General features: G+C 65.6%; 22 protein-coding genes, 15 tRNA genes and 1 pseudogene. 12 read left to right on the plus strand and 26 right to left on the minus strand.

Features of this window, described 5'->3' with window-relative positions; translation table 11 throughout:
• The 8 genes from HNP02_RS15545 to HNP02_RS15580 form a co-directional block, all read left to right on the plus strand.
• Positions 1-375 (plus strand): transposase (locus HNP02_RS15545; protein ID WP_184439961.1); only part of this gene is annotated, 375 nt, incomplete at its 5' end.
• A 470-nt stretch (positions 376-845) separates the two neighbouring features.
• Positions 846-1781, plus strand: a complete 936-nt coding sequence (locus HNP02_RS15550) for an ABC transporter substrate-binding protein (RefSeq protein ID WP_184439964.1) — start codon at positions 846-848, stop codon at positions 1779-1781.
• A gap of 12 nt (positions 1782-1793) precedes the next feature.
• A complete protein-coding gene (locus HNP02_RS15555) occupies positions 1794-2750 on the plus strand; it encodes an amino acid ABC transporter permease (RefSeq protein ID WP_184439966.1) in 957 nt (318 codons plus the stop codon).
• The gene (locus HNP02_RS15560) at positions 2747-3511 is read left to right on the plus strand and encodes an amino acid ABC transporter ATP-binding protein (RefSeq protein WP_304611004.1); all 765 of its coding nucleotides are present in this window, start codon (positions 2747-2749) and stop codon (positions 3509-3511) included. The genes HNP02_RS15555 and HNP02_RS15560 overlap by 4 nt, the downstream gene beginning before the upstream one ends.
• 40 nt (positions 3512-3551) lie before the next feature.
• Positions 3552-4040, plus strand: coding sequence for a hypothetical protein (locus HNP02_RS15565; protein ID WP_184439969.1), 489 nt, complete (start codon positions 3552-3554; stop codon positions 4038-4040).
• Positions 4041-4082: 42 nt separating this feature from the next.
• A complete protein-coding gene (locus tag HNP02_RS15570) occupies positions 4083-4505 on the plus strand; it encodes a cyclophilin-like fold protein (protein ID WP_184439971.1) in 423 nt (140 codons plus the stop codon).
• A gap of 19 nt (positions 4506-4524) precedes the next feature.
• Complete coding sequence (locus tag HNP02_RS15575; protein ID WP_184439973.1) at positions 4525-5433, plus strand: MurR/RpiR family transcriptional regulator; 909 nt, start codon at positions 4525-4527, stop codon at positions 5431-5433.
• Positions 5434-5829: 396 nt separating this feature from the next.
• Positions 5830-7731 (plus strand): glycoside hydrolase family 9 protein, encoded by a 1902-nt coding sequence (locus HNP02_RS15580; RefSeq protein ID WP_184439975.1) that lies wholly within the window; start codon positions 5830-5832, stop codon positions 7729-7731.
• Positions 7732-7745: 14 nt separating this feature from the next.
• On the opposite strand, the gene HNP02_RS15585 is transcribed toward HNP02_RS15580, so the two are convergent.
• The 18 genes from HNP02_RS15585 to HNP02_RS15670 form a co-directional block, all read right to left on the minus strand.
• Positions 7746-7820, minus strand: a tRNA-Arg gene (locus HNP02_RS15585).
• A gap of 14 nt (positions 7821-7834) precedes the next feature.
• A tRNA-Thr gene (locus HNP02_RS15590) sits at positions 7835-7910 on the minus strand.
• A 13-nt stretch (positions 7911-7923) separates the two neighbouring features.
• Positions 7924-7999, minus strand: a tRNA-Arg gene (locus HNP02_RS15595).
• Positions 8000-8014: 15 nt separating this feature from the next.
• Positions 8015-8089, minus strand: a tRNA-Arg gene (locus tag HNP02_RS15600).
• A gap of 16 nt (positions 8090-8105) precedes the next feature.
• A tRNA-Arg gene (locus tag HNP02_RS15605) sits at positions 8106-8178 on the minus strand.
• Positions 8179-8180: 2 nt separating this feature from the next.
• Positions 8181-8267, minus strand: a tRNA-Ser gene (locus tag HNP02_RS15610).
• A 10-nt stretch (positions 8268-8277) separates the two neighbouring features.
• Positions 8278-9024, minus strand: coding sequence for a hypothetical protein (locus HNP02_RS15615; protein WP_184439977.1), 747 nt, complete (start codon positions 9022-9024; stop codon positions 8278-8280).
• A 9-nt stretch (positions 9025-9033) separates the two neighbouring features.
• Entirely contained in the window at positions 9034-9216 is a 183-nt protein-coding gene (locus HNP02_RS15620) for a hypothetical protein (RefSeq protein ID WP_184439979.1), read from the minus strand.
• Between the two features lie 78 nt (positions 9217-9294).
• Positions 9295-9372 (minus strand) — tRNA-Ile (locus HNP02_RS15625).
• A 4-nt stretch (positions 9373-9376) separates the two neighbouring features.
• Positions 9377-9447 (minus strand) — tRNA-Glu (locus tag HNP02_RS15630).
• A gap of 11 nt (positions 9448-9458) precedes the next feature.
• Positions 9459-9531, minus strand: a tRNA-Gln gene (locus tag HNP02_RS15635).
• Positions 9532-9583: 52 nt separating this feature from the next.
• Positions 9584-9655 (minus strand) — tRNA-Asn (locus HNP02_RS15640).
• Positions 9656-9712: 57 nt separating this feature from the next.
• Entirely contained in the window at positions 9713-9958 is a 246-nt protein-coding gene (locus HNP02_RS42740) for an HNH endonuclease (protein WP_309241573.1), read from the minus strand.
• A 284-nt stretch (positions 9959-10242) separates the two neighbouring features.
• A tRNA-Met gene (locus HNP02_RS15650) sits at positions 10243-10319 on the minus strand.
• Between the two features lie 30 nt (positions 10320-10349).
• A tRNA-Lys gene (locus HNP02_RS15655) sits at positions 10350-10421 on the minus strand.
• A 10-nt stretch (positions 10422-10431) separates the two neighbouring features.
• A tRNA-Lys gene (locus tag HNP02_RS15660) sits at positions 10432-10504 on the minus strand.
• Between the two features lie 9 nt (positions 10505-10513).
• Positions 10514-10599: transfer RNA gene (locus HNP02_RS15665), tRNA-Leu, on the minus strand.
• Positions 10600-10613: 14 nt separating this feature from the next.
• Positions 10614-10701 (minus strand) — tRNA-Leu (locus HNP02_RS15670).
• A gap of 565 nt (positions 10702-11266) precedes the next feature.
• Here HNP02_RS15670 and HNP02_RS15675 point away from each other — a divergent pair.
• Positions 11267-11710 (plus strand): ester cyclase, encoded by a 444-nt coding sequence (locus HNP02_RS15675; protein ID WP_184439981.1) that lies wholly within the window; start codon positions 11267-11269, stop codon positions 11708-11710.
• 72 nt (positions 11711-11782) lie between these two features.
• Here the strand turns inward: HNP02_RS15675 and HNP02_RS15680 are convergent, their stop codons facing one another.
• Together HNP02_RS15680 and HNP02_RS15685 are read right to left on the minus strand one after the other, a co-directional pair.
• A complete protein-coding gene (locus HNP02_RS15680; RefSeq protein ID WP_184439982.1) occupies positions 11783-11989 on the minus strand; it encodes a hypothetical protein in 207 nt (68 codons plus the stop codon).
• A gap of 314 nt (positions 11990-12303) precedes the next feature.
• On the minus strand, positions 12304-13755 hold the full coding sequence (locus HNP02_RS15685) for a neutral zinc metallopeptidase (protein ID WP_184439984.1): 1452 nt from the start codon (positions 13753-13755) through the stop codon (positions 12304-12306).
• Between the two features lie 276 nt (positions 13756-14031).
• Between HNP02_RS15685 and HNP02_RS15690 the strand changes: the two genes are divergently transcribed.
• The gene (locus tag HNP02_RS15690) at positions 14032-14460 is read left to right on the plus strand and encodes an anti-anti-sigma factor (RefSeq protein WP_184439986.1); all 429 of its coding nucleotides are present in this window, start codon (positions 14032-14034) and stop codon (positions 14458-14460) included.
• A 6-nt stretch (positions 14461-14466) separates the two neighbouring features.
• On the opposite strand, the gene HNP02_RS15695 is transcribed toward HNP02_RS15690, so the two are convergent.
• Complete coding sequence (locus HNP02_RS15695) at positions 14467-15060, minus strand: TetR/AcrR family transcriptional regulator (RefSeq protein ID WP_184439988.1); 594 nt, start codon at positions 15058-15060, stop codon at positions 14467-14469.
• A gap of 82 nt (positions 15061-15142) precedes the next feature.
• Between HNP02_RS15695 and HNP02_RS15700 the strand changes: the two genes are divergently transcribed.
• Together HNP02_RS15700 and HNP02_RS15705 are read left to right on the plus strand one after the other, a co-directional pair.
• Positions 15143-17395 (plus strand): molybdopterin-dependent oxidoreductase, encoded by a 2253-nt coding sequence (locus HNP02_RS15700; protein ID WP_184439990.1) that lies wholly within the window; start codon positions 15143-15145, stop codon positions 17393-17395.
• Positions 17396-17407: 12 nt separating this feature from the next.
• Positions 17408-17911, plus strand: a complete 504-nt coding sequence (locus tag HNP02_RS15705) for a pyridoxamine 5'-phosphate oxidase family protein (protein WP_184439992.1) — start codon at positions 17408-17410, stop codon at positions 17909-17911.
• A 4-nt stretch (positions 17912-17915) separates the two neighbouring features.
• Here the strand turns inward: HNP02_RS15705 and HNP02_RS15710 are convergent, their stop codons facing one another.
• From HNP02_RS15710 to HNP02_RS15730, 5 genes and pseudogenes are all read right to left on the minus strand, one after another.
• Positions 17916-18743, minus strand: coding sequence for a thioesterase family protein (locus tag HNP02_RS15710; RefSeq protein WP_184439994.1), 828 nt, complete (start codon positions 18741-18743; stop codon positions 17916-17918).
• Between the two features lie 58 nt (positions 18744-18801).
• A complete protein-coding gene (locus HNP02_RS15715) occupies positions 18802-19239 on the minus strand; it encodes an STAS domain-containing protein (RefSeq protein ID WP_184439996.1) in 438 nt (145 codons plus the stop codon).
• Positions 19240-19527: 288 nt separating this feature from the next.
• Entirely contained in the window at positions 19528-20487 is a 960-nt protein-coding gene (locus HNP02_RS15720) for a pirin family protein (protein ID WP_184439998.1), read from the minus strand.
• Positions 20484-20911 (minus strand): annotated as a pseudogene (locus HNP02_RS15725) (EVE domain-containing protein). The gene HNP02_RS15720 and the pseudogene HNP02_RS15725 overlap by 4 nt, the downstream one beginning before the upstream one ends.
• A gap of 295 nt (positions 20912-21206) precedes the next feature.
• Positions 21207-21497 (minus strand): WhiB family transcriptional regulator, encoded by a 291-nt coding sequence (locus HNP02_RS15730; protein WP_184440000.1) that lies wholly within the window; start codon positions 21495-21497, stop codon positions 21207-21209.
• Positions 21498-21654: the final 157 nt, after the last annotated feature.

Below are 21654 nucleotides of genomic sequence, written 5' to 3' on the forward strand. Positions count from 1 at the left end.
TGGGCCGGAGTTTCACCGGGCTCCAACCAATCCGCTGGCCGAGTCAAGTCGACGAGGACACGTCCGGGCAATCCGTATCTCAAGGGTTCACTTGGCGTTTCGGCGATGTCAGCGGCACGGTCGAAGAACACCTACTTCTGCGCGAAGTACCAACGGATCAGAGCTCGGCGCGGACCGATGCGCGCACTTGTCGCCGTCGAACACGCCATGATCATCACCGCGTGGAACATGCTCACCGACGGAGCGTTCTACCGTGAACGCGGGATCGACTACTACACCCTGCGTAAACCAGCGAAGGCCAAAGCACGCGCGGTCAGCCAACTCGAAGCGCTCGGCTACACCGTCATGCTCGCACCACTGGCCGACACCGCATAGCCAGCAACCTGCGATCGATCACTGGTCACCTGCTCGGGGTCACCATATTTTCGTGTCAGTGCTGTCTTTGGGCTTCGGCAACAGCGTGCGATCGGGTGCTGCGAATCATGTCTACCTCCTCCACCGCCCGCAGCGTGCGCGGCCCCGCGGAAGCGGCGGCCGCACTGCCAGCCGCCGGTCGCGCCCCCGGGCGCAGCGATTTCCACTGGCGGGCTGGGCAACTCACGCAGTCGTCCGTCGCGGAGCTGAAGCGAATCGAGGCGGGGGAGTCGGATGAGTTGGCAGATTGCTTGGGTACACGGATGACACCCGTCCGAAACATGAATGACAAATTTCAATGGCATCCTCTGTTGCATTGAATACTTCAAGCCGCTCCATCTAATGGAGCGATTCAACGGGCAAAGGGTGTCGGTGGCGGCCTTGGTCGCTGATGCGCTTCGCAAAGCTGGCAGCACAGATGGAGACCTCACATGACCCGTTCCACCTGCCCCACGATGCTTACGGCTGCCTTCGCCGCCGCCGGCCTGGCGACGATGCTCACCGCCTGCGGATCGGGCGGCGACTCGTCGACCGGGGGCTCGCCCGCGTCGACAGGGGGTGCCTCAAGCGAACTGCACGCGATGTTGCCGGAGGACATCCAGAAATCCGGGGTCGTCACGTTGGGCACCGACGCCGAGTACCCGCCGTGTGAGTCCCTCGAGGGCAAGGCGATCGTCGGCTACGAGCCGGACCTGTACCACGCGATGGCGGACAGACTTGGCATCAAGATAGAGGACAGCTCTGTCGCCTTCGACGGGCTGATCCCCGCGGTGCAGAGCAAGCGTTTCGATATGGCGATGTCGTGTTTCTCGGACAATCTGGATCGCGAGAAGGTGGTCACGTTCGTCGATGATGCCTACGCGACCGGCGCCGTCTACATGCTTGAGTCGAACACGTCGATCACATCAGACCCGCTCACCCTCTGCGGTCTGAAAACCGCGGTGCAGCAGGGCCTCGATTTGGCTGAGCAGTTGCAGTCGACGATCAACCCGCACTGCACCAAAAACGGCAAGGAACCTGTTGACGTGCAGCAGTTCCCGTCCGGCGACGCCGCGCTGCTTGCGCTGTACTCCGGCCGCGTCGACTTTGTGCTCAACGATTACGCGGCCGCCGATGCTCTGCAGAAGGCCGCCCCCAAGCCGCTGCGACTGGTGACCAACCCGCTGCTGCAGAAGTACTACAACGGAATGATCTTCAACAAGGAAGACACCCAGCTACAGCAAGCCTTCTTGGCGGCTCTGAAGGCGATCGTCGCCGACGGCACGTACGAGAAGATAATGAAAAAGTGGGGCCTGCCGGACCTGATGCTGACTGAGCCCGGTATCAACGTGGCTGCCAGTAACCCCATCCCGACGCCGACGCCCTGATCGGTGGTCGTCATGCCGCCGAGCTTTGGGCAGACCCCGATCACCCGCTCCGCGTCGAGAGGCGTGGGCGGATCCAGCCGGCCACGCGTCGACGCCGCCCAGATAGCCGGCCTGCGGGTCAAGCGGCCCACACGTGCGCTGCGCTGGGTCGCCGGTGCATTCGTTTTGCTGGTAACCGCAAGCGTCGCCTACAGCTTGGTCAACAACCAGAACATCGGTTGGGCCACCGTGTGGCGCTACCTGTTCGACCGCGCCATCCTCGACGGTCTCATGCTCACGCTGTGGATGACGGCAGTCGCGATGGCGGTAGGCATCGTCGGCGGCGTCCTGTTGGCCCTCATGCGGATGTCGGCCAACCCTCTGGTGGCATGGGCCGCGCACACCTATATCTGGTTCTTTCGCGGTACGCCGGTGTTGGTGCAACTCATCTTCTGGTACAACCTCGCGGCGCTTTACCCGACGCTGTCGTTGGGCGTGCCGTTCGGAGGGCCGGTGTTCTTCACCGGCTCGGCCAACGCCATCATCACGCCGTATGTCGCCGCTTTGCTCGGACTAGGACTCAACGAGGCTGCCTACATGGCCGAGATCGTCCGGGGCGGACTGAGTTCGGTGGAAAGCGGGCAGATCGAAGCTGCTCGGGCACTTGCCATGACCTACCCGCAGGTGATGCGCAAGGTGGTGCTGCCGCAGGCGATGCGGGTGATTGTGCCGCCGACGGGCAACCAAGTGATCGGCATGCTCAAGCTGACCTCCCTGGTGAGCGTGATCGCACTGTCCGACCTGCTGTACTCGGCGCAGGCGATCTACGGCCACAACTTCGAGACCATCCCGCTGCTCATCGTCGTGAGTCTCTGGTATCTGCTGCTGACGACGCTCCTGTCATTTGGCCAGACTTTTCTCGAACGCCGATTCTCAAAGGGTGTGCCCGGCCGTGCGCTCCGGGCGGCCCAGGAAGTGGTGCAGGCATGAGTCGGTTGATGGTGGAAGCCCGCGGTGTTTGCAAGTCCTACGGTGCCAACGAGGTGCTACGCGGTATCGACTGGTCGGTGGAAGAAGGTGGGGTTGCCTGCCTGGTCGGACCATCTGGCTCGGGCAAATCGACCCTGCTGCGATGTATCAACCACCTGGAGCCCGTCGATGCCGGGGTGATCGTCGTCGACGGTTCGCTCATCGGCCACGAGGTGCGCGGCGGGCACGTCGTCGAGTTGCGTGAACGACAGGTCGCGCGCAACCGCGACCGCATCGGCATGGTGTTCCAACGCTTCAACCTTTTTCCGCATATGACGGCCATTGAGAACGTGATGTGTGCGCCCATGACGGTGCGCAACACCCCGCGCGCCCAGGCCCGGGCGCGGGCGAGGGAGTTGCTGGACCGCGTGGGCCTGGCAAGCCGTACCGACCACTACCCATCACAGCTCTCCGGCGGCCAGCAGCAGCGCGTGGCAATCGCGAGGGCGCTGGCAATGGAGCCCCGCCTGATCCTTTTCGACGAACCCACCAGCGCCCTCGACCCTGAGCTCGTCGGTGAGGTGCTCTCGGTGATGCGCGACCTCGCCGGGACGGGGATGACCATGATCGTCGTCACTCATGAGATCGCGTTCGCTCGCGAGATCGCCAGCTCTGTGACGTTCATGGATGACGGCCAAATTGTCGAGTACGGCTCGGCGACCGATGTCCTGGACAACCCGCAACACCCTCGCACGCGCAGCTTCCTGCAAGCCGTGCTCTGACGGGGCTCGACATCAGCAAGAACCCTACGAAAGGAATGTCATGTCGGTAGCAGTCGATGAAATGATCGCGACGCTCGAGGCGGAGCGGGAAGCCATCTGGCTGACCATTCCCGACGAGGTGTCCGCCCTCGGGCGAGGTGAGGTGCCCCGCGGCACGGGCGCTCGCGGGCAGTACCTGTCCACGCTGATGTTCGCGGAGGGCGAGGCGCGCACCCTGTCTGACGAGATGCTGTGGGGCCTGATCCAGGTCTGCGAGATCGAATCCTCGGATCTGGCGACGCTTCAGTCGATCATCAGGCAGATCATCGGCTATAAGGCCGATTTCTTCGACTTCGTCGGGCTTCCCCACGCCGCGTCGGTGATCCACAAGTTCGTCGAGGTCGCCGGCAGCACCGAGTCGCTGGACGATTTGCACCGGCTCTGCTCGGCGGCGATCTCCTACGCCAACCGCCTACACATGACTGTCGATGCGGTCTACCCGTGGGCGCTCGGCAACGCCTTTCCGAGGAAAGACCGCACCGCGAACTGAGTCGCTCTCAAACCCGTCAAACCCCGAAAGGTCATCACCCGTATGGAACTGAAATTCATCGTCGCCGGAAAAGACGTCTGCCGGATCAACGTCTGGGAAGACAAGGTGCCCAACCTGGCAAAGACCCTGCGCGACAAGCTGCCGATGAAGACCACCTTGCAGCACGGCAAGCTGATCGGCGACATGGTGTTCTTCACGTTGCCGGTTGTCGCGCCGTGGGAGAACATGTATCGCACCGAGGAGGTGGGTCAGATGCGTCGTGCGGAAAAGGGCGAAGCCACTGGTGCTGTCTGCTTCTACAGCCCACGTCAGCAGTTCTGCATCGTGTACGGCGACGACACTGCCGACGAGCCCCTTCAAATCTCATACATCGGCGAAATCGTAAGCGGCGCACTGGAAATGCGTCTGGTAGGCCTCGAGACCTGGCTGAAGCAGGGCGCAATCGTCGAGCTCGCCGTTGCCTAGGTCGGCCACGCCCGGATCCGTGGACGAGAGCCAGAGCGAGCCCGGGCTCGATACCGCGAAATCCGTGCCGTCGGCCGCGACGGTCGACGACCTGTTCGTCGACCGTATTCGGTCGGGGGTGCTCACGCCGGTCCAGCGACGTATCGCCCGCTACATCGGCGATCATGGCCCGCAGGTCGCGTTCCTCTCCAGCGTCGAGCTGGCGTCCCGGGTCGGCGTGAGCCAGCCGTCGGTCACCCGCTTCGCCACGGCGGTCGGGTTCAGCGGCTACGGCGCCATGATCGAGGCAGTGCGTGACGTGGTGCTCACACCTCGGTCACGGCCCCCGGATACCGGCGCTGGACTCAACCGCCTGCAGCTAGCTGTCGAGCACAGTATCGAGAGCCTGACCTTCCTGCGTGAGCAGTTGGCTGACCTGTCAGTGCTGCGCGAGGCCGCCGCGACATTGGCCGCGTCAAAGCCGATGCCGGTATGTGGATTCCGCGGCTCGGTTCCCATCGCATCGTGGTTCTCCTTCTTCGCCTCCAAAATCCATCCGTCGGTGATGGCGTTGTGGGGGAGCGACAGTCATATGGTCGAGAAGATCGCGCAGGCGCGGATGGCTGGCGCCACCGCGTTGCTGGTCATCGTGATGCCGCGTTACCCCACCCAGGCGCTGTTGACCGTTCGTGCCGCGCGCGCAGAGGGACTGAAGGTGATCCTGCTTGTCGACTCCGCACTCAGCCCACTGTCGCCTCTGGCCGACTTCGTGCTACCTGCGCCGGTTGACCCGGATTTCGTCTTCGACTCCCAAGTTGCGCCCCTGCAGATGGCTGCGGCGCTGCTGGAACTCATCGCCGATCACGACGGCGAAGGCACCCAGAAGCGCCTCGATCGCCTCGAGGAGCTGGCCGCTGACTACGAGTTCTTCCTCTCTGCCGGTCAGTGAGGCTCGGCCGCGAGCACGGTGGTCGCAGCGTTCGGAGTGAAGCTCGTCAGGTCGGTCGTGTCAGTTCCGACCTTGACGCCAGCACGCTGACCGGACCGAACGCTCCCTTTCATCTCTGCGCGCAGGGCGAGCAACTCGTCGGCGCAGCGGCGTGCGGCGCAGGCCGCGCCCAGGACGTCGTATTCCCACGGATCGGCACCACTCGCCGGCAACCAGAGGTTGCCGCGGTCATCTGGAACGCTCGAGCCGACGCGAGGGAGCGGCGCCAGCCTTCCCGCCGCTGTGGGTCGTAAGGCTGCTGTGAGTAAGGCTGCTGCGGCGGCCCGGGTGGACGAGGTCCCCAGTTCGGCCCGGGTACACGCGTTGCCCGCCTCGGCGATCCGGCATTCTCAACGCATGACAACACGTCGTGTCCACCGGCGGCCTGCCGCCGCCTGTGCCGCCGTCGTGCTCGCGGCCGCGATCTTGGCGGCATGCTCAGGCCCGCAGTCCACGGCACCGACCGAAGGAACCGACGTGCACGCGGTGCTGCGGTTCGATCAGGTCGGCTATATCTCGGGAGAGACGAAAACCGCGTACGTGATGGGGGATAACACACTGGGCGACAACGGTTTCACCCTTCGAGACGCTCAAGGGAAACCCGTAGTGACCGGAAGGCTGGGTGCCAGCCGCGGCGCATGGAACGCGCGCTATCCGTCCGTGTACCCGGTCGACTTCACCGCCGTCACCACACCGGGGACCTACACGCTCACGGTCGACGGGGTGAACGCCTCAGCCGCGACCATCCGCATCGACTCAGCAGCTGCGCTCGCGTTGCCGTTACTGACCCAGAACGTCCAGTTCTTCCGAGCCCAACGCGACGGCGCCGACGTCATCGCCTCGGTGCAGAGCCGCAAGCCGTCACATCTGAACGACAACACGGCGGCCATCTATGAGGCTCCTACGTTCACCGACGATGGCACCGTGTTGACAGGAGACCTCGTGCCGACCGGGACCACCGTCGACGTCGAGGGCGGCTGGTTCGACGCCGGTGACTTCCTGAAGTTCACCGGGACGACCGCGTACGCCACCGCCGATCTCCTGCTTGCCCAGCGCACCGAGATGGAGGCGGGCCTCGGAGTGACGCCCGGCCTGGCCGCCGAAGCGCTGCACGGACTGTCGTGGTTGACGAAGATGTGGGACCCGAAAACCGGGGTGCTCTATGCCCAGGTCGGCACCGGGGTGGGCAACGACGACGTCATCAGCGACCACGACGTCTGGCGACTGCCCGAGTCGGACGACGCGGAGACCGCGGCCGAGGGTGATCCGCGTTGGTGGCTTGCGCACCGCCCGGTGTTCGCCGCCAATGAGGCGGGCGATGCGGTGCCGCTCAATCTCGCGGGCCGCGTCGCTGCGGCGTTCGCGCTCGCTGCGCAGACGACCCGGGACCCGCGGGATGCCCGACTCTGGCTGGAGCGGGCCGCAGCGATCTACGGAGCGGCCGACACGTCCGACGATCCGGAGATCGTCGCGGCCTTTCCGGCCGAGTTCTACCCGGAGGGATCGGGAAACGACGACATGGAGTTCGCCGCCGCCGAACTCGCCCGCGCAGCCTTTCGGTTCGAGGACGGCCGCGCCGCGGACTGGGTGGCACAAGGCAGTCGTTGGGCGGCACGCTATTTGGCTGGCGAGCAGAAGGGCACCCTCGAACTCGGCGACGTGAGCGCTCTCGGCCACGCCGAGCTGATCGCCATGCACACCCCTGACTCGCTGGCGCTCGTGGCCGACCTGCGCCGGCAACTCGACGACGGGATGGCCAACGCGAAGACCGATCCGTTCGGGGCGGGTGCTGACCAGACCGGCTTCGACTCCGTACCGCACGCGTTCGGATTGGCCACCACGGCAACCCTTTACGAGCGCGTCTCCGGTGACGATCGCTACGCGCGCTTCGCCTCTGAGCAGCGCTCGTGGGTCCTGGGTGCCAACGCGTGGGGCACCAGTTTCGTCATCGGTGCCGGCGCCGTGTCACCCCGGTGCCCAGAACACCAGGTAGCCAACCTCGCCGGCGGCGGTCCACTGGTCGGCGCGGTCGTCAACGGCCCGAATGCCGCCGACCTCCTCAAAGAACTCAATCGATTCGACACGATGAAGGAGTGCTCGTTCGCCGGCCCCGAGGGCACCACGTTCAGCGAATTCGACGGACATGGCGCACGCTACGTCGACGATGTCGGTGCCTGGCAGACCGTCGAGCCAGCTTTGGACTTCACCTCGACCGCCGCGTACTCGCTCGCGCTCACAGCCACGCAATCCCGCCGCTAGGTGGCAGCACCACGTGCCCCCCGGCGGGACTTGAACCCACATCGCGCGAGGTAGAAGCTCGCAGCTCTGTCCATTTGAGCTACGGAGGCGAAAGGTGCTGGGGTGGAGCCGGATGCAGGACTCGAACCCGCGCCACCTGTTTACGAGACAGGAGCTCTTTCCCGTTGAGCTAATCCGGCGGTGGCATCACGGTGCCCACGGCGGGACTCGAACCCACACGAAGTCCGGTGTAGGAGACCGGTGCTCTGTCCTGTTGAGCTACGCGGGCCATGCGTGCTGCGATTGGTACCCCTGAAGAGATTCGAACTCCCATCCACAGCTTCGTAAACTGGCGCTCTATCCCTTGAGCTACAGAGGTGTGGCAGGTCGCACGGCGCCCCTGGCAGGAATCGAACCTGCAACCGCCGGTTCCGGAAACCGATGCGCTATCCGTTGTGCTACAGGGGCTTTGGGGGCGGAGGGATTCGAACCCCCAGCCGCGAGTGACGCGGCGGCTCGTTAGCAACGAGCTGCATTACCGTTCTGCCACGCCTCCCGAGGTGCGAGTTACAGGCCCAGCTGGTCGGCAGCGATGGAGACGATCGGGCTGTCCACTGCCGGTAATCGGGCCTGCACATTGCCATCGAGATCAACGGCGCTGCCCACGATCTGGACGAACGGGGTTCCGACGGGAAGGCCCTCGACGGGGACGCTCGAGGAATTGGTGGGGTGATCGGTCAGCAAGATCGCTCGCTTCTTGGCCAGACGCGTCCGGTCGATGGTGATTGGATCGGGCGCCCGGGCCCCGGGCCAGAACAGCCATCGGTCGGGGTGTTCTTGGCGGCGGCACTCGGTAGCGAACCCGTGTGCCTCCGTGGCGTCAGCGGCGAACGTCTCGTATTCCGGAAGGTCGATGCCGTAGTACTCCTCCCATTCCCCGTTGCGTTGGGACATCGGGGTTTTCAGATATCGGCGACCTGTTTCTCGTTCGATACCGAGTTCCACGAAGGGAGACCCATCCCGGAATTCGTGCGTCGTCTCGAAGCCGAGCACTCTGGGTGGGGCAGATGTCGTCGCCGTCTCGACGGGCTCAGCCACAGGACGGACCTCCGGTTCTGCCGAGCCTCCCGCGTCGCGCGGTTGCTTGCCCTTGTCGTCCCGACGGCGCTCCTCGTCGGTTCCGTGAAGTCGAAGGCCGAGTTGAACGATCCCCATGGCTACACCCATTACCAACGCAGCCAACACCGTGCCCACGACGAACGCGACCAGCGGGTAGTAGAACGTGGAGCCGTCCGCGTGCCAGGCGCGAATCACGGCGATGACCTACACGGCTATCACCGACAGCGGTATCCCGACGACCGCCAGAACCACGCCGATGATTGCGATTCCCGGTGCGCCGCTGTCGCTGAGCATGAAACTCGTTGCGCCGAGATAAATGGACAACCACACCCCCCCGATCAGCACGATGAACAGGAGAACCGTCGCAATCGTGTCGAGAACCTGCATCGAGCCATTCTTCCTAATAGCCGCTCCGGAACAGCGCTCGACAGGCGGATACTCTCACCGACGGAGCTACGCAACATCTGGTTGTCCGGGGAGGAATTGAACCTCCGGCCTCCGCCATATCAGAGCGGCGCTCTCAACCAACTGAGCTACCGGGCACCGGCGCCCCGCGCGGGACTCGAACCCGCTCCGCCGCCTTGAAAGGGCAGAAGACAACCCATATCCGAACGGGACTTGCTACTGCGCTGCCTCGTCAGGACTCGAACCTGAACTCCCCGGAACCAAAATCCGGTGGGCTACCGATTACCCCACGAGGCACGATGTTTCGCCGACGAACCATATTCGCCTCACACGCCGGGCATCTCCCAGGCTCCCCGGGCAGGAGTCGAACCTACAGTCGCGGATTAACAGTCCGCCGGTTTACCGGTTAACCGACCGGGGATTGAAAGAGCAGGTGTGAGGGACCCGGCCGTGCTGCTGCCGGGCCCCTCGCAGCGGATCAAATTCGCTCCAGCACAGGCGCATACCGGAATTTGTCGCGCTCCCTCGGCTCGAACGGCTCGCGGACCAGGGCCATCCTGGCTTCCTGCGGCGTCCGGTTGCCCTTGAGACCGTTACATGACTGGCACGCCGCCACCAGGTTGAACCACGTGTCGCCGCGGCCTCGTGAACGGGGCAGGAGGTGGTCCACGGTGTCGGCACGACCGACGCAGTAGGCGCAGGTGTGTCCGTCACGGCTCAACACCCCGTCGCGGGTGGCCCGGGTGTGCGGCTTGTAAGGGGTATACGTATTTCCGCAGTGCGACCGATGCCGGCAACTCGATCACCAGTGACGGGCTGTGAACGTGCACGGCGGGGTTGCGCACGCCGATGACGTGCACCTCACGCCGCAAGATCAGCCGGACCGCCTGGTTGCCACGGAATCTGGGGAAGTGCGCGGTAGTCGGCGTTGTAGACCTCGACGTTGAGGTCAGGCGTCAGGATGGCCATGTCTGCGTACCTCCTTTCCGTATGTGCGGGTATGAAACATGGTTGCGCGGACAGGATTTGAACCTGCGACTTCCGGGTTATGAGCCCGGCGGACTTCCGAACTGTCCTACCGCGCAAGGTGTTTGGCGTGCCCCCGGGGAATGCGGTGCGCCGTGAGGGTTTCGATCCCCCGTCCCCGGATTAAGAATCCAGTGCTATTCCAACTCAGCTAACGGCGCCGGTGGTGTGTGGGCCGCCCGGGACTCGAACCCGGAACTCAAGGGTAAAAGCCGAGAGTGATACGCGATTTCACCAACGACCCGCTGTCGTGTACGTCCGGCAGGAGTCGAACCTGCACGCCCGACCACGGGCACCAGAGCCTGAATCCGGCACGTCTTCGAGTTCCGCCACGGACGCGTGACGCGTCCAAGTGCGCTCGGCAGGAGTCGAACCTGCACGCCCAGACCGGGCATCCGGGTTTGAGCCGGACGCGTCTTCCATGCTTTCCGCCACGAGCGCAGATGCCACCACTGTGTAGTTGTCAAAGTCCCGACTAGACAGCACTATTCGCCATCCAGTCCGCGTTGCACCAGATCTGTCCGGGTGTGTTGCTAGAACGATGATGCTCCGCACATCGGCCCATGTAAACCGGGTATTTCAGTGGAAGTCGTTTAGCTGCACGGCAATTAGGTGCAAAGAACTACCGGAGCGTCAGACGACGTTCCGAGCAGGGCCAACAGCAATGCTGAGAGATATATGAGATTTGTCTTCAGGCCCAAGCTTCCGGCCGGGGCGCTCGCCCACGAACGGGGCGGAAGCTTGGCGGAATGACCGGAAGCACCTGGGCTGCCTGTAGCTGCGCTCGGTGTTTTCCTTGATGGATGCGATGGTGCCTGCGCACGACAAAGCGGCCGTGGATGCAAGGTGCATCCCGGCCTGCACGTAGTCGTCGTGCGTCGCGGACATGGATTCACGGTAACACCGCTGCCCGACACTCCTCTAGCAATAATCGGGGGGCTGCGTGGGTTCGCAGGGATCAGGGCCTTCGCTACCCTCGAGCAGCACCCACCAGAAGGAGACTCGCGTGAGCAACCCCGGTACCCCCAACGATGCGGCCACCGAGGCGAAGGCCATCGTTCGTAGAAACACCGAGAAAGTCCAGGGCGAGGGGGATTTCGCCCTCTTCGACGAACTGTTCGCCGACGACTTCGTCGACCACACGCCTCAGCCCGGAACGACTCCGGACAAAGCAGGTGTCCGCGTGCTCTACGCCCGGCTGCGTGACGCGTTCCCCGACTTCCGCCCGGAGATCCGCTGGCAGTCGGTCGAGGGCGACCTGGTCACGACCTACAAGATCTATCACGGCACCCATCTCGGGGACTTCCTCGGCGTCCCGCCCACCGGCCGAGCGATCCAGTTCGAAACCGTCGACGCCATGCGAGTGCGCGACGGCAAGATCAGCGAGCACTGGGGAGTCGCCAACCTCTACTCCGTCCTGCAACAACTCGGACGACTGCCAGGCGCGTAGTCGGCCGGCGCCTAGTCCAGCAATGAAAAAGAGGGGCACCCTGGCGGGTGCCCCTCTTTGGTGTCGCTAGTGTCAGCGGCTCTGGTGAACGGTGGTGTCCACCTGGGGCACGGTGACGGACGGGCCGATCTGGTCGAGCCACGTGTGGTGGTCGATGCCGGCGGAAATGGTGGTCGGCGACACCGGGCCAACCGCAGCCTGGGCGGCGGGAGCGGCGAAGCCGAGAACGCCCGCAATCAGGCCGCTGGCGACGATGGTGGTGAATCCGAACTTCTTCATGTGCGTGTACTTCTTTCTTCTCTCGGTGGGTCGATCCGTGTCCTGTGGGTCGCGGTTCGGAGCCCTTGTCGGCGGGTTTGGAATTTCCGAACCTGCCGTACTGGTACTTGAAACGCCAAGGTCAGGGGGTTAATTCCGCTGGCAGGATCTGATCGACACCTGGCAGCAATGACGTGTGAGGGCCGTTGGTTGAACACCAATAAGCGACGTAGATCACTTGTCTGGCAAGGAATATGGGCTCAATCCGGCCGAAATGAGAAGAGGGGCACCCGGTTCGGGTGCCTCTCCGGTGGTTCGGGGGCGTTCCGTGGACGCTATTTGAAGCGCTTGTAGCAGAGGTCGCGGTCGCCGCCCAGGCCGGAGCGGTACGCCACGATGCGGGTGAAGCCGGCGGGCACCGTCTGACCGTCTGCGTTGCTGCCCGCCAGACCGTTGGTCAACAACCCGGCCACGGCTTCGTCCAGGTCTCCCGCGGTGAGCGTCAGACTCTTGCCGCTTGGCAGCTCGATCGGCTCGGCCATCGCCCGTTGCGCCACCCCGGTGAGGCACGCCGTCCGCATGGCGGCGACCGGCGTGTCGACGGGGTCACCGTTCTCGTGCTGCATGGCCAGGGCGTAGCGCGACGTCACGACCGACAGCGCAGTGTTGTCGCCCTGCAGCAGCACGTAGTTCGATTCGTCGGCGGCCTCACCGAGCTTCTTCAGCGATGGCAGGTCGACGGAGATGGTGTTGGTGTCGGGGCAGTAGGACACCGGCGGGCTGGGCTGCGCGTCTTTGCACGATTCGGTGTCGTAGGACAGCTTTGGCGCGTCACTCGGGTTGTAGACCTGGCCGAGGACCTCCATCAGGGTGTCGACGATGTCCTCGTCGATCTTCACCTGGCCGCTCTGCACGTCGCCGGTCTGGTCGAGTGGCAGCGCCATCGGCAGATCGCCGCGCCGTGCCTCGATCTCAGCGAGGTCGATCTTGGCGCACTCCGAGGCACCTGAGACGAATCCCATCTGGAAGGCGCTGACCCGGTCCAGCGCGGTGCCGTGGCCCTTCTCGAGCATCTCGGTGTCCTGGGGGCCAAGGATCGGGTCGCGCAGGGTGATCACCGCGGCCAGCACGTGGTTGAGACCGTCGCCCGTGCTCAGCGAGAACCGCGGAGACTGGCCCTCGGCGACCCAGCGGATGTAGGTCCCAGCGAAGCAGTCGGCCTGCTGCTCGCTGACGATGACGGAGGTGGAGTCGTCGACGATGCCCGCCATGTGCTGCACGGCGTGCCCGTACTCGTGAGCCATGAGGGCGGCGATCGAGACGTCGCCGAAGAACTGCCGCCCCGTCGGGACCATGACGGCCCTGTCCCACGCCATGGTCTTGCGGCTCGGGCAGTAGAACGCGTTGGGCTCCTGGTAGGTCTCCGTCCCGCACACAGCCGGGCTGGACGGGTCATTCGAGTCGTAGGACACCAGGCGCTCGATCGGGGTGAACGTGCCGTCCAGCGAGGCGCTGTAGTTCTTCTCCCAGAAATCGGCGACGTCGTTGACGGCCAGCAGTGTCAACCTGTCGATGTCCCCGCCGTCGGTGTCCTGCACGTCTCCGGTCGGTTGGGGTGCGTTGTCCCGGATGCCGCTTGGGCCGTCCTCGGCTGGCAGACCGCCGGCGCGGAACGGGTCGTAGAGGGTGGACACCGCGTGCCCCTGCGTGACGGTCGAGCATCCGGCGATGAGCAACCCCACGCACAAGGCGCTGACCGCCACCACCACTCTGCTGACTCGAATCATGTCCTGACGATCTCGTGAAAGGGACCAGTGCGCAGAGGGTATCTCGCGGGGGTTGCGAGCGGGCCGCGTCGCGGCGTACCGGGGCCGCAACCGGGCCGGCTGGATACCCGAAACTTCCGCCGCCAAACCATGGCGACAGTGTTGCCCGGGCCACAGTTACGGCCTGAAAAGCCGCTCTTAACAGAGTATTAGACGCAGCTCCCCGACGCCTTAGATTTGCGCCCTACTTTCGGAATCGAGGTTCGCACCGAGCGGATCATCGAAATGAGGCTTCCCATGACTACCACCTTCCGGTACGGAAACCCCGCCTTCGATTGCGATGGCGCTCAGATCCACGCGCATTGTCGTCAACTGGCCACCGTGGTCGGCGTCAGCGGCGCCATCCACCCGGACAACCTCGACCGCCTCACCGCGTATGCGAGCCGCTTCATCCTCGGTGACAAGCCCTTCGTGCTCGACCTTTCCGGAGTGCGTTCGCTTCGCGGCGACAGCGGTTCACTGCTGGACGCCGTCGACGAGCGCTGCGGCGCCACTGGTGTCGAGTGGGCACTGGTGGCGTGCGACGAAGTCGTCGACGCACTCGGCCTGACCGACGACGATCCGATCACCATCGCGAGCTCGCTGCCCATTGCGCTCAATCACTTCGCCGACGAGATCGGTGCCCGCCGCCGGTTGCTGCTGCCGATGCTCGGCAAGACCGCCTGAACCCGACTACGACAGCACGCCGCGCAAGACCAACAGGGCTAGTTCTCGCGCGGCGCGGTCGGTGTCCTTGACCCGGCGCACGCACACCGCGTACCAGGCGCCGCCGGCGATCACGTCCAGGACGGTGTCCGCGCTGACGACCGACCGTGCCACGCCGTTGGCCACCTCGTCATCGAGCCTCGCGGCGAGCCGGCCGCGCACGGTGGCCTCGAGTCGGTCGCTGAGCACCCGGCGCATCCGGCGGTCCGAGCGAAGGTCGACGAGCAGGCCGGGTATCGACTCGCGCACCACGGGGTCGCCGTACATGGCGATGGCGCCATGGCAGAGCCGCGTGATCTCGGCGACGAAGTCGTCGGCGGGCACACCGGGGCCGACGTCGGGGAACGCCGCTTCGTGGACGAGCTGCGCCTTCGAACTCCACCTGCGGTAGATGGCAGGCCTGCTGACCCCGGCGGTGGTGGCGATGAGGTCGATGGTGGTCGCCGAGTATCCCCGCTCCACCAGCAGGCGACGGGTGGCCTCCAGCACCGCGGCGTCGATCGACGGGTCTCGGCGCGACCCCTGGCGGCGGTGCCGCGGCGTCGCCGAACTCGTCTCCACGTTCGCTCCCTCAACCCTCGATTAGTCGTTACAGTGTGTCACAACAAAGGCTCGTGTGGCGCAGGACGAGGGAGGCATTCGGATGACCAGCGGATCCACCAGGCAGTTGGCAGGCATCGGGGAGGACGGCCTGCACCTCTACACGTGCCCACTGTGTGAAGCCATGTGCGGATTGGAGATTCAGGTCGCCGACGGCAAGGTCGCCGGTATCCGTGGCAACCGCGAGGACACCTGGAGCGCAGGCCACATCTGTCCGAAGGGCGCCACGCTCGGCGCGGTGCATCAGGACCCCGACCGCATCCGCCAGCCAATGATCAAGGTCGACGGAGAGTGGCAGGAAGTCACCTGGGACGCGGCATTCAGACGGTGCACGGAACTGCTGGCCCCGGTGATCGAGAAGTACGGAATCGGCGCAGTGACCGCCTACACCGGGAACCCGCTTGCGCATTCGTTCTCGCTGGCGCGTTACGCCGGTGTGCTGCTAGGCATGTCGGGGATGCCGATGACCTACTCGCCCGGCACCATCGATCAGTGGCCGAAGAACCTGTCGTCGCATCTGATGTACGGCGGCTGGTGGCTGTTCCCGGTGCCCGACATCCAGCGCACCGACCTGCTGGTCGTCATGGGAGCCAACCCCGCGGCGTCCCAGGGTTCGCTGTTGGCCGCGCCCGACGTGATGGGCATCATCGACGGAATCCGCAAGCGCGGCAAGGTGATCGTCATCGATCCGGTCCGTACCGCCACAGCCGCGCGAGCCGACGAATGGCTGCCCATCACCCCCGGGACCGATGCGGCGCTGCTGCTGGCCGTCGTGCACACGCTGTTCGACGAGGACCTGGTATCGCTCGGCGCCGTCGAGCCCTATATCGACGGCCTTTCGCGGATGCAGGAGGTGGCCAGCGACTGGTCACCGGAACGCGTTGCCGAGGCCACCGGCATCACCGCGCAGCGGATCAGAGAACTGGCCCGCACATTGGCCAGCACGCCGCGAGCAGCGGTGTACGGCCGAATCGGCTTGTGCAACCAGGAATTCGGCAGCCTGGCCAGCTGGCTGGTGGACGTCGTCAACATCCTGACGGCCCACTTCGACGCCCCAGGCGGGCTGATGTTCCCGAGGGCTGCGGCCTGGTCGATCACCGTGCAGCCGCAGCCCGGCCTCGAGGACGGGCTCGCCGAATTCGGCCGGTTCCGCACCCGCGTCCGCGGCGCCAAGGAAGTGCTGGGTCAAGTACCGGTGTCCTGCATGGCCGAGGAGATCGCGACGCCGGGGGAGGGCCAGATCAAGGCGCTCATCACCGTCGCGGGCAACCCGGTGCTGTCCACGCCACGCGGCGACAAGCTCGACGAGGCGCTGCCCCAGTTGGAGGCGATGATCTCCGTCGACCTCTGGCTCAATGAGACGACCAGGCACGCCGACGTCATCCTGCCTGGCCTCTCGCCGCTGGAACAGCCGCACCACGACGACCTGATCCTGAACTTCGCGGTGAACAGCTTCGCGCACTACTCGCCGCCGGTGTTCCAGGCCGCCGATGCCGACCGCCCCGAGGAGTGGGAGATCCTGATCCGGCTCACGGGGCTGTGCACGGGAACCCCCGCCGAGGACGTCGACGTCGCCGCGATCGACGACGGGTTCTTCGACTACATGGCCTTCACCCAGGGACTCGACGGCGCGCAGCTCCGGGCCAACTACGCCCATGGCGGTCCAGAGCGGGTGCTGGACCTGACTCTGCGCACCGGTCCATTCGGAGACCGTTACGGCGAGAATCCCGACGGCCTGACCCTGGAGAAGCTGAAGGCTCGACCCGACGGGATCAACTACGGGCCGATGGTCCCGCAACTGCCGGGTGTTCTTGGCACCGCCGACGGCAAGGTGCGCTTGGCCCCGCAGTACCTGCTCGACGACCTGCCGAGGCTGGCCGCGCGTCTCGACCGCGAGCCCGACGAGTTGGTTCTGGTCAGTCGCAGGCACCTGCGGTCCAACAACTCCTGGCTGCACAACGTCGCGCCGCTGATGAAGGGCAGGGAGCGGTGCACCCTGCTGATGCACCGCGATGACGCCGGCCGGCGCGGCGTGGCCAACGGCGACGTCGTCACCGTCACGTCGTCGGCGGGCCGAATCGACGTACCGGTGGAGGTCACCGACGCCATCAAACCGGGCGTGGTGTCGATGCCCCACGGCTGGGGCCACGGCAAGCCCGGCACCCGGATGGCGGTCGCCAACGACTCCCCTGGAGTCAACACCAATGTGCTGTCGCCGCCGGAGTTCCTCGACGAGCCGTCCGGAAACGGGGCGCTCAACGGCATCCCGGTGACCGTGGCCGTGGCGGGCGCCTGATAGAGATTCGGGATGGGAAAGAACGAGCGCTCCAAGATCGTCATGGGCGACGACGAGATCGTCGACTTCATCGATCACAGCCGCACCGCGACCATGGCCACCGTCGGCCCGAACGGGCGACCGCATCTGATCGCGATGTGGTACGCCGTCCTCGACGGCGAGGTCTGGTTCGAGACCAAGGCCAAGTCGCAGAAGGCGGTCAACCTCCGCCGCGACCCCACGATCACGGTGATGATCGAGGACGGGAAGACCTACGACACGCTGCGTGGAGTGTCGATCGACGGTCAGGCCGAGATCGTCGACAGCGACCCGGAACTGCTTCTGCGCGTAGGGATCAGCGTGTGGGAGCGCTACACCGGTCCGTACAGCGAGGACATGAAGCCGTTCGTCGAGCAGATGATGAACAACCGGATCGCGGTACGGGTCGTGCCGACCCGGCTGCGCAGCTGGGACCACCGCAAGCTCGGGATGCCCGAGATGCCGGTATCCGGGTCGACCGCGCAGTACCTGACCTAAGCGCTCAACCCGCCGTCTCTGGCGTGAAACCGGGGTTGGCCAGGGCCGTGGCGGTCGCCGTGCCGATCAGCCCGCGGCGATCGAACATCGCCGCCGTTCCGGTGGCGACCCCGTCATGGCTGGAGTGCGTCACGGCCGCCAACCCGATGTCGGGTCCATCGGGCAGCCTGCTCAGCGTCACCGTGTAGTCGGCATTGATGAAGTACAGCCCGTCAGTGCCGAAGTGGGTGAGCGAGCTGGCGAAGTCACCAGCCATCGCGGCGTGGGTGAACGCCGTCATCGGCTCACCGTCGATGAGCGGTTTGGCGTGGCGCACCCAGACGAACTTCGGCCCGTCGTGCTGCCATTCGGCAAGCACCCCGACGCCGCCGGCGCCGTCGGGGTCCTTGCCGTAGGTCCAGATCTGCATCGTCGCGGCGTCGACAGGTCCGTCGGGCTCGGGCGGGAACGGCGGCATGGCCACCGGTGACGTCCACACCGTGCCCGGCGGCTGTTCGCCCTTGCGGAGGAAGAGCCCGCTCGCCTTGGCCACCACGGTGTCGGTGCCGGACTGCGTCATCTCCGCCTCGACGAGCACGAGCCGCCGGCCTCGGCGGACGATCGTCGTGCGGATGCGGACGGGTGTCATCGCGGCGGGCCGCAACAGGTCGACGGTCAGCCGCGCGGGCTGCAGGTCGGGGTCGCCGATCACCGCCCGCTCGACGGCGTGGCCGAGGATGCCACCGACGAAGACTCCGCTCATGAACGATCCCCACGGCCCCCTTGCGATGGTCGTGGGGGCGAAATCGGCGCCGTCGCGCAGGAAGTATGCCGGTGGCAGGTCGGTGGTCATCGCAGCCGACGATATCGGCGGGCGTTACCCCAGCTCGACGCGGTTGCCGAGCAACCACCTAGCGGCTGGAAGAAACCAGCACGGCGGATTGCTCGGTGCGTCCTCCGAATTGCCGCTGCGCCGCTGCGACGCTCTCGGCCTGCGGGAGGTCTTCTGCGTGGCAGGCGCGAAGTGCGCGTCGAACTGCCGCGCTGGCGACCAGCTGCCAGCGGGTGCGGTCGCAGCACAGGTCGATCCTTCGAAGGGCGGCGAGACCTGAGGCACCGAAGAACCCCACCCCGCTCAGGTCGAGGACGAGGGTCCCGGCAATGCCGAGGTGCCGTTCAACGTAACCCGTCAAGTCGATGCCATTGCTCGCGTCAACCTCGCCGCGGACCGAAACCACGACCAGATTCGCAGTAGCCGTTGCGCTCGCTTCTGCCCGACCCCACCGCTCGACTTCACCGACATGGATCGGATCCGGTCGGTAGAGGCGGCACGTACCGCTTGGCGCCATCATCATCTCCTCGGGATTGGGGGGCGAGGGTGATTCTGTTCGGCTTGTCTTGCGCGCATGATAGGTCGCCGTGAGCTCGACGTAGGGCGAAGATACAACGCAATTCGCAGCTCGTGGGGGTATTCGCACGACGGAAAATTCTCTTACCGCCGCGTTGAAACGCGCGCGAGATTGCCCGCAGAACCGTTTGCGCTGCTGAGCCGCGACGGATTTCGTTGCCGGTGCCTTACGCGGCAAATATGCGCCCAAGGAGAACGGACTTGTCCCGTGCGTTACTCCCGCGGCCGCTCACGGGCGTGGCCGCAGCCTGCCGTTCGGAAGCGGGGGAGCGGGCAGCCGCGTGCCCGGATAACCGGATACCGCGCCGAAGCGTTCGTCCTGGGCCTGCCACATCTCCCGGTACTCGGCGATGTCGTCGTGGCTGCGCCCGACGAAGTTCCACCACATGACCAACTGCTCCCCGAAGGGCGGCCCACCGAGCAGCAGCACCCGTGCCGGGCCGTCGCCGCGGTTGGTCAGCGTCAGCGAGTCGTGCCCAGGCGACTGGTACCAGAGGTCGCCCTCTCCGAGCGTGACCGCGCCGGCCTCGACGCTGCCTTGATCGAGCAGCACGCCATGCTCGAAGGAGCGGTCGACGTCGAATGTGATCGTCGCGCCGGGGCGGAGATCTACCTGGGCGCCGAGCAGTGGCGTGAAGGTGTGCACCGGTGACCGCGTCCCGGCGAGCTCGCCAAGGAAGACGCGTACGCGCGCACCGTCCACGGCCAGCGGGGAGGGAACGTAGTGGGCGAAGCCGCGGTCGGTCTCGCGGTCGGCGTCGGGAAGGGCGACCCACAACTGCGCGCCGTGCAGGAACCGCGTCGCAGGCGTCGTTCCCGCCACGGATACCTCGGAGTGGCAGATGCCTGCACCCGCCGTCATCAGGTTGAGCTCGCCGGGGCGGACCATCGCGTGCACGCCTGCGGAGTCGCGGTGCTCCACCTCACCGCTGAACAGCCAGCTCACCGTCTGTAGACCTGTGTGCGGATGGGGCGGGACGTCCATGCCGGGCCCGGTGCTCAGGTCGTAGGGGCCGTAGTGGTCGACGAAGCACCACGCGCCGATCAGCGACCGTTCGCGCTGCGGGAGCGTCCTGCGCACCCGGATCGCCCGAGGGCCGCCCAGCGGAACGTCGCGCGGATGCAACACGCCGGCGAATCGTGAAGCAGCGCAAGCGAGTTCGTCAGGCACCAGCTCGGTGTTGCTCACCCCGTCCAGACTAGTCCGGTCATCGCGTTCTTGATCACGTTGAAGTCGTGTTCGTCGATCTCGAAGACGCCGAACCGGAAGCGGTAGCCCCAACGCGACCTGTCCTCGACGAAGTCGAGATCGTCGAGCAGGGGGCGGATGGGTGTCTCCGAGCACGGCAGGAACTCGACCCGGCGCCGCCACGGCTGGAACTGCGGGTCCATGTCGACCTGGTAGACCTCGTCGTCGGTGACCTCCCCGATCGCGGTGAAGGCCTGCAGTGGCGCGCCGTCGGGATAGTCGGTCTTGGGCGAGTAGAAGATGATCCAGTCGCCCCGTGCCATCCTGCGCAACATGTGTGGTTGCCGTGGTTGGCCTGCGTGAAACCGCCTGCCACGCCGCGTAGCACGTGGCCGCGGCTGACGGTGTTGATCCAGTACGTCATGTCGTCACGCTAGGACCGGCGTCCGACACGGAGGCACATCCATCCACAGGCAGATTCGGGCCTGTGGACACACTGTGCCGGGAATGAAGCGAGCCGTCGACGCAGTTGCGTCGACGGCTCGGGTGACGGTGCCGGCAGTGCGCCTCTCGGCATGTGGTCGCACTAGGCGACTGTTCTGGGGTGGTACCCGGGGCATTGCTCGACACCGTCGACTCATCCCAACCGCAAGGAGCACCCGGCTATTCCGTTCCGCTCGCAGCGCTGCCGTCCCCTCGATCGGCGGCGAGGCGAGCGATCAGGCCGATTCCAGGAAGAGGCGTCGGGCGCGGACGGGGTAGCCGTTGCGCTCGGCCAACGACCGCAGCTGCCGGAGCGCGAAGGTCCGTCCACGACCCGCCTCGGGGATGACGACGCCCGCCCACAGTCCCTCGGCCCGCGGCAGTTCGACTGCCTCGCGTGCGCAGGCCCACCGACGCGGGCACTGGCGGCAGATGGTCTTGGCGTCTTCGTCGGCGACCGTCGTCCAGCGCTCGGGATTGCGGGTGCACTCGCCTATCGGCAGCCCGTCCCAGCCAACTGCGTTCATGTCTTGCTCCTTCATCCGTGCGCCGTGGTCGTGCTCGGCGCGATGACGCGAATGTACCTGAAAGAACCATAGCGATGCAACAGTTCAAACTGGAGCGAAGTTTGGTGGAGCATCACCCAGGTGAAATTGCTATTGATCTGCAGCGCAAGATGAGCAC

The organism is Mycobacterium sp. AZCC_0083 (genome assembly GCF_014202335.1).
Lineage (GTDB): Bacteria > Actinomycetota > Actinomycetes > Mycobacteriales > Mycobacteriaceae > Mycobacterium.

Coding starts and splice junctions, on each gene's coding strand:
- HNP02_RS15550 (WP_184439964.1), top strand. CDS start 846: ATGACCCGTTCCACCTGCCCCACGATGCTTACGGCTGCCTTCGCCGCC.
- HNP02_RS15555 (WP_184439966.1), top strand. CDS start 1,794: ATGCCGCCGAGCTTTGGGCAGACCCCGATCACCCGCTCCGCGTCGAGA.
- HNP02_RS15560 (WP_304611004.1), top strand. CDS start 2,747: ATGAGTCGGTTGATGGTGGAAGCCCGCGGTGTTTGCAAGTCCTACGGT.
- HNP02_RS15565 (WP_184439969.1), top strand. CDS start 3,552: ATGTCGGTAGCAGTCGATGAAATGATCGCGACGCTCGAGGCGGAGCGG.
- HNP02_RS15570 (WP_184439971.1), top strand. CDS start 4,083: ATGGAACTGAAATTCATCGTCGCCGGAAAAGACGTCTGCCGGATCAAC.
- HNP02_RS15580 (WP_184439975.1), top strand. CDS start 5,830: ATGACAACACGTCGTGTCCACCGGCGGCCTGCCGCCGCCTGTGCCGCC.
- HNP02_RS15620 (WP_184439979.1), bottom strand. CDS start 9,216: ATGCAGGTTCTCGACACGATTGCGACGGTTCTCCTGTTCATCGTGCTG.
- HNP02_RS15680 (WP_184439982.1), bottom strand. CDS start 11,989: ATGAAGAAGTTCGGATTCACCACCATCGTCGCCAGCGGCCTGATTGCG.
- HNP02_RS15685 (WP_184439984.1), bottom strand. CDS start 13,755: ATGATTCGAGTCAGCAGAGTGGTGGTGGCGGTCAGCGCCTTGTGCGTG.
- HNP02_RS15690 (WP_184439986.1), top strand. CDS start 14,032: ATGACTACCACCTTCCGGTACGGAAACCCCGCCTTCGATTGCGATGGC.
- HNP02_RS15700 (WP_184439990.1), top strand. CDS start 15,143: ATGACCAGCGGATCCACCAGGCAGTTGGCAGGCATCGGGGAGGACGGC.
- HNP02_RS15705 (WP_184439992.1), top strand. CDS start 17,408: ATGGGAAAGAACGAGCGCTCCAAGATCGTCATGGGCGACGACGAGATC.
- HNP02_RS15710 (WP_184439994.1), bottom strand. CDS start 18,743: ATGACCACCGACCTGCCACCGGCATACTTCCTGCGCGACGGCGCCGAT.
- HNP02_RS15715 (WP_184439996.1), bottom strand. CDS start 19,239: ATGGCGCCAAGCGGTACGTGCCGCCTCTACCGACCGGATCCGATCCAT.
- HNP02_RS15730 (WP_184440000.1), bottom strand. CDS start 21,497: ATGAACGCAGTTGGCTGGGACGGGCTGCCGATAGGCGAGTGCACCCGC.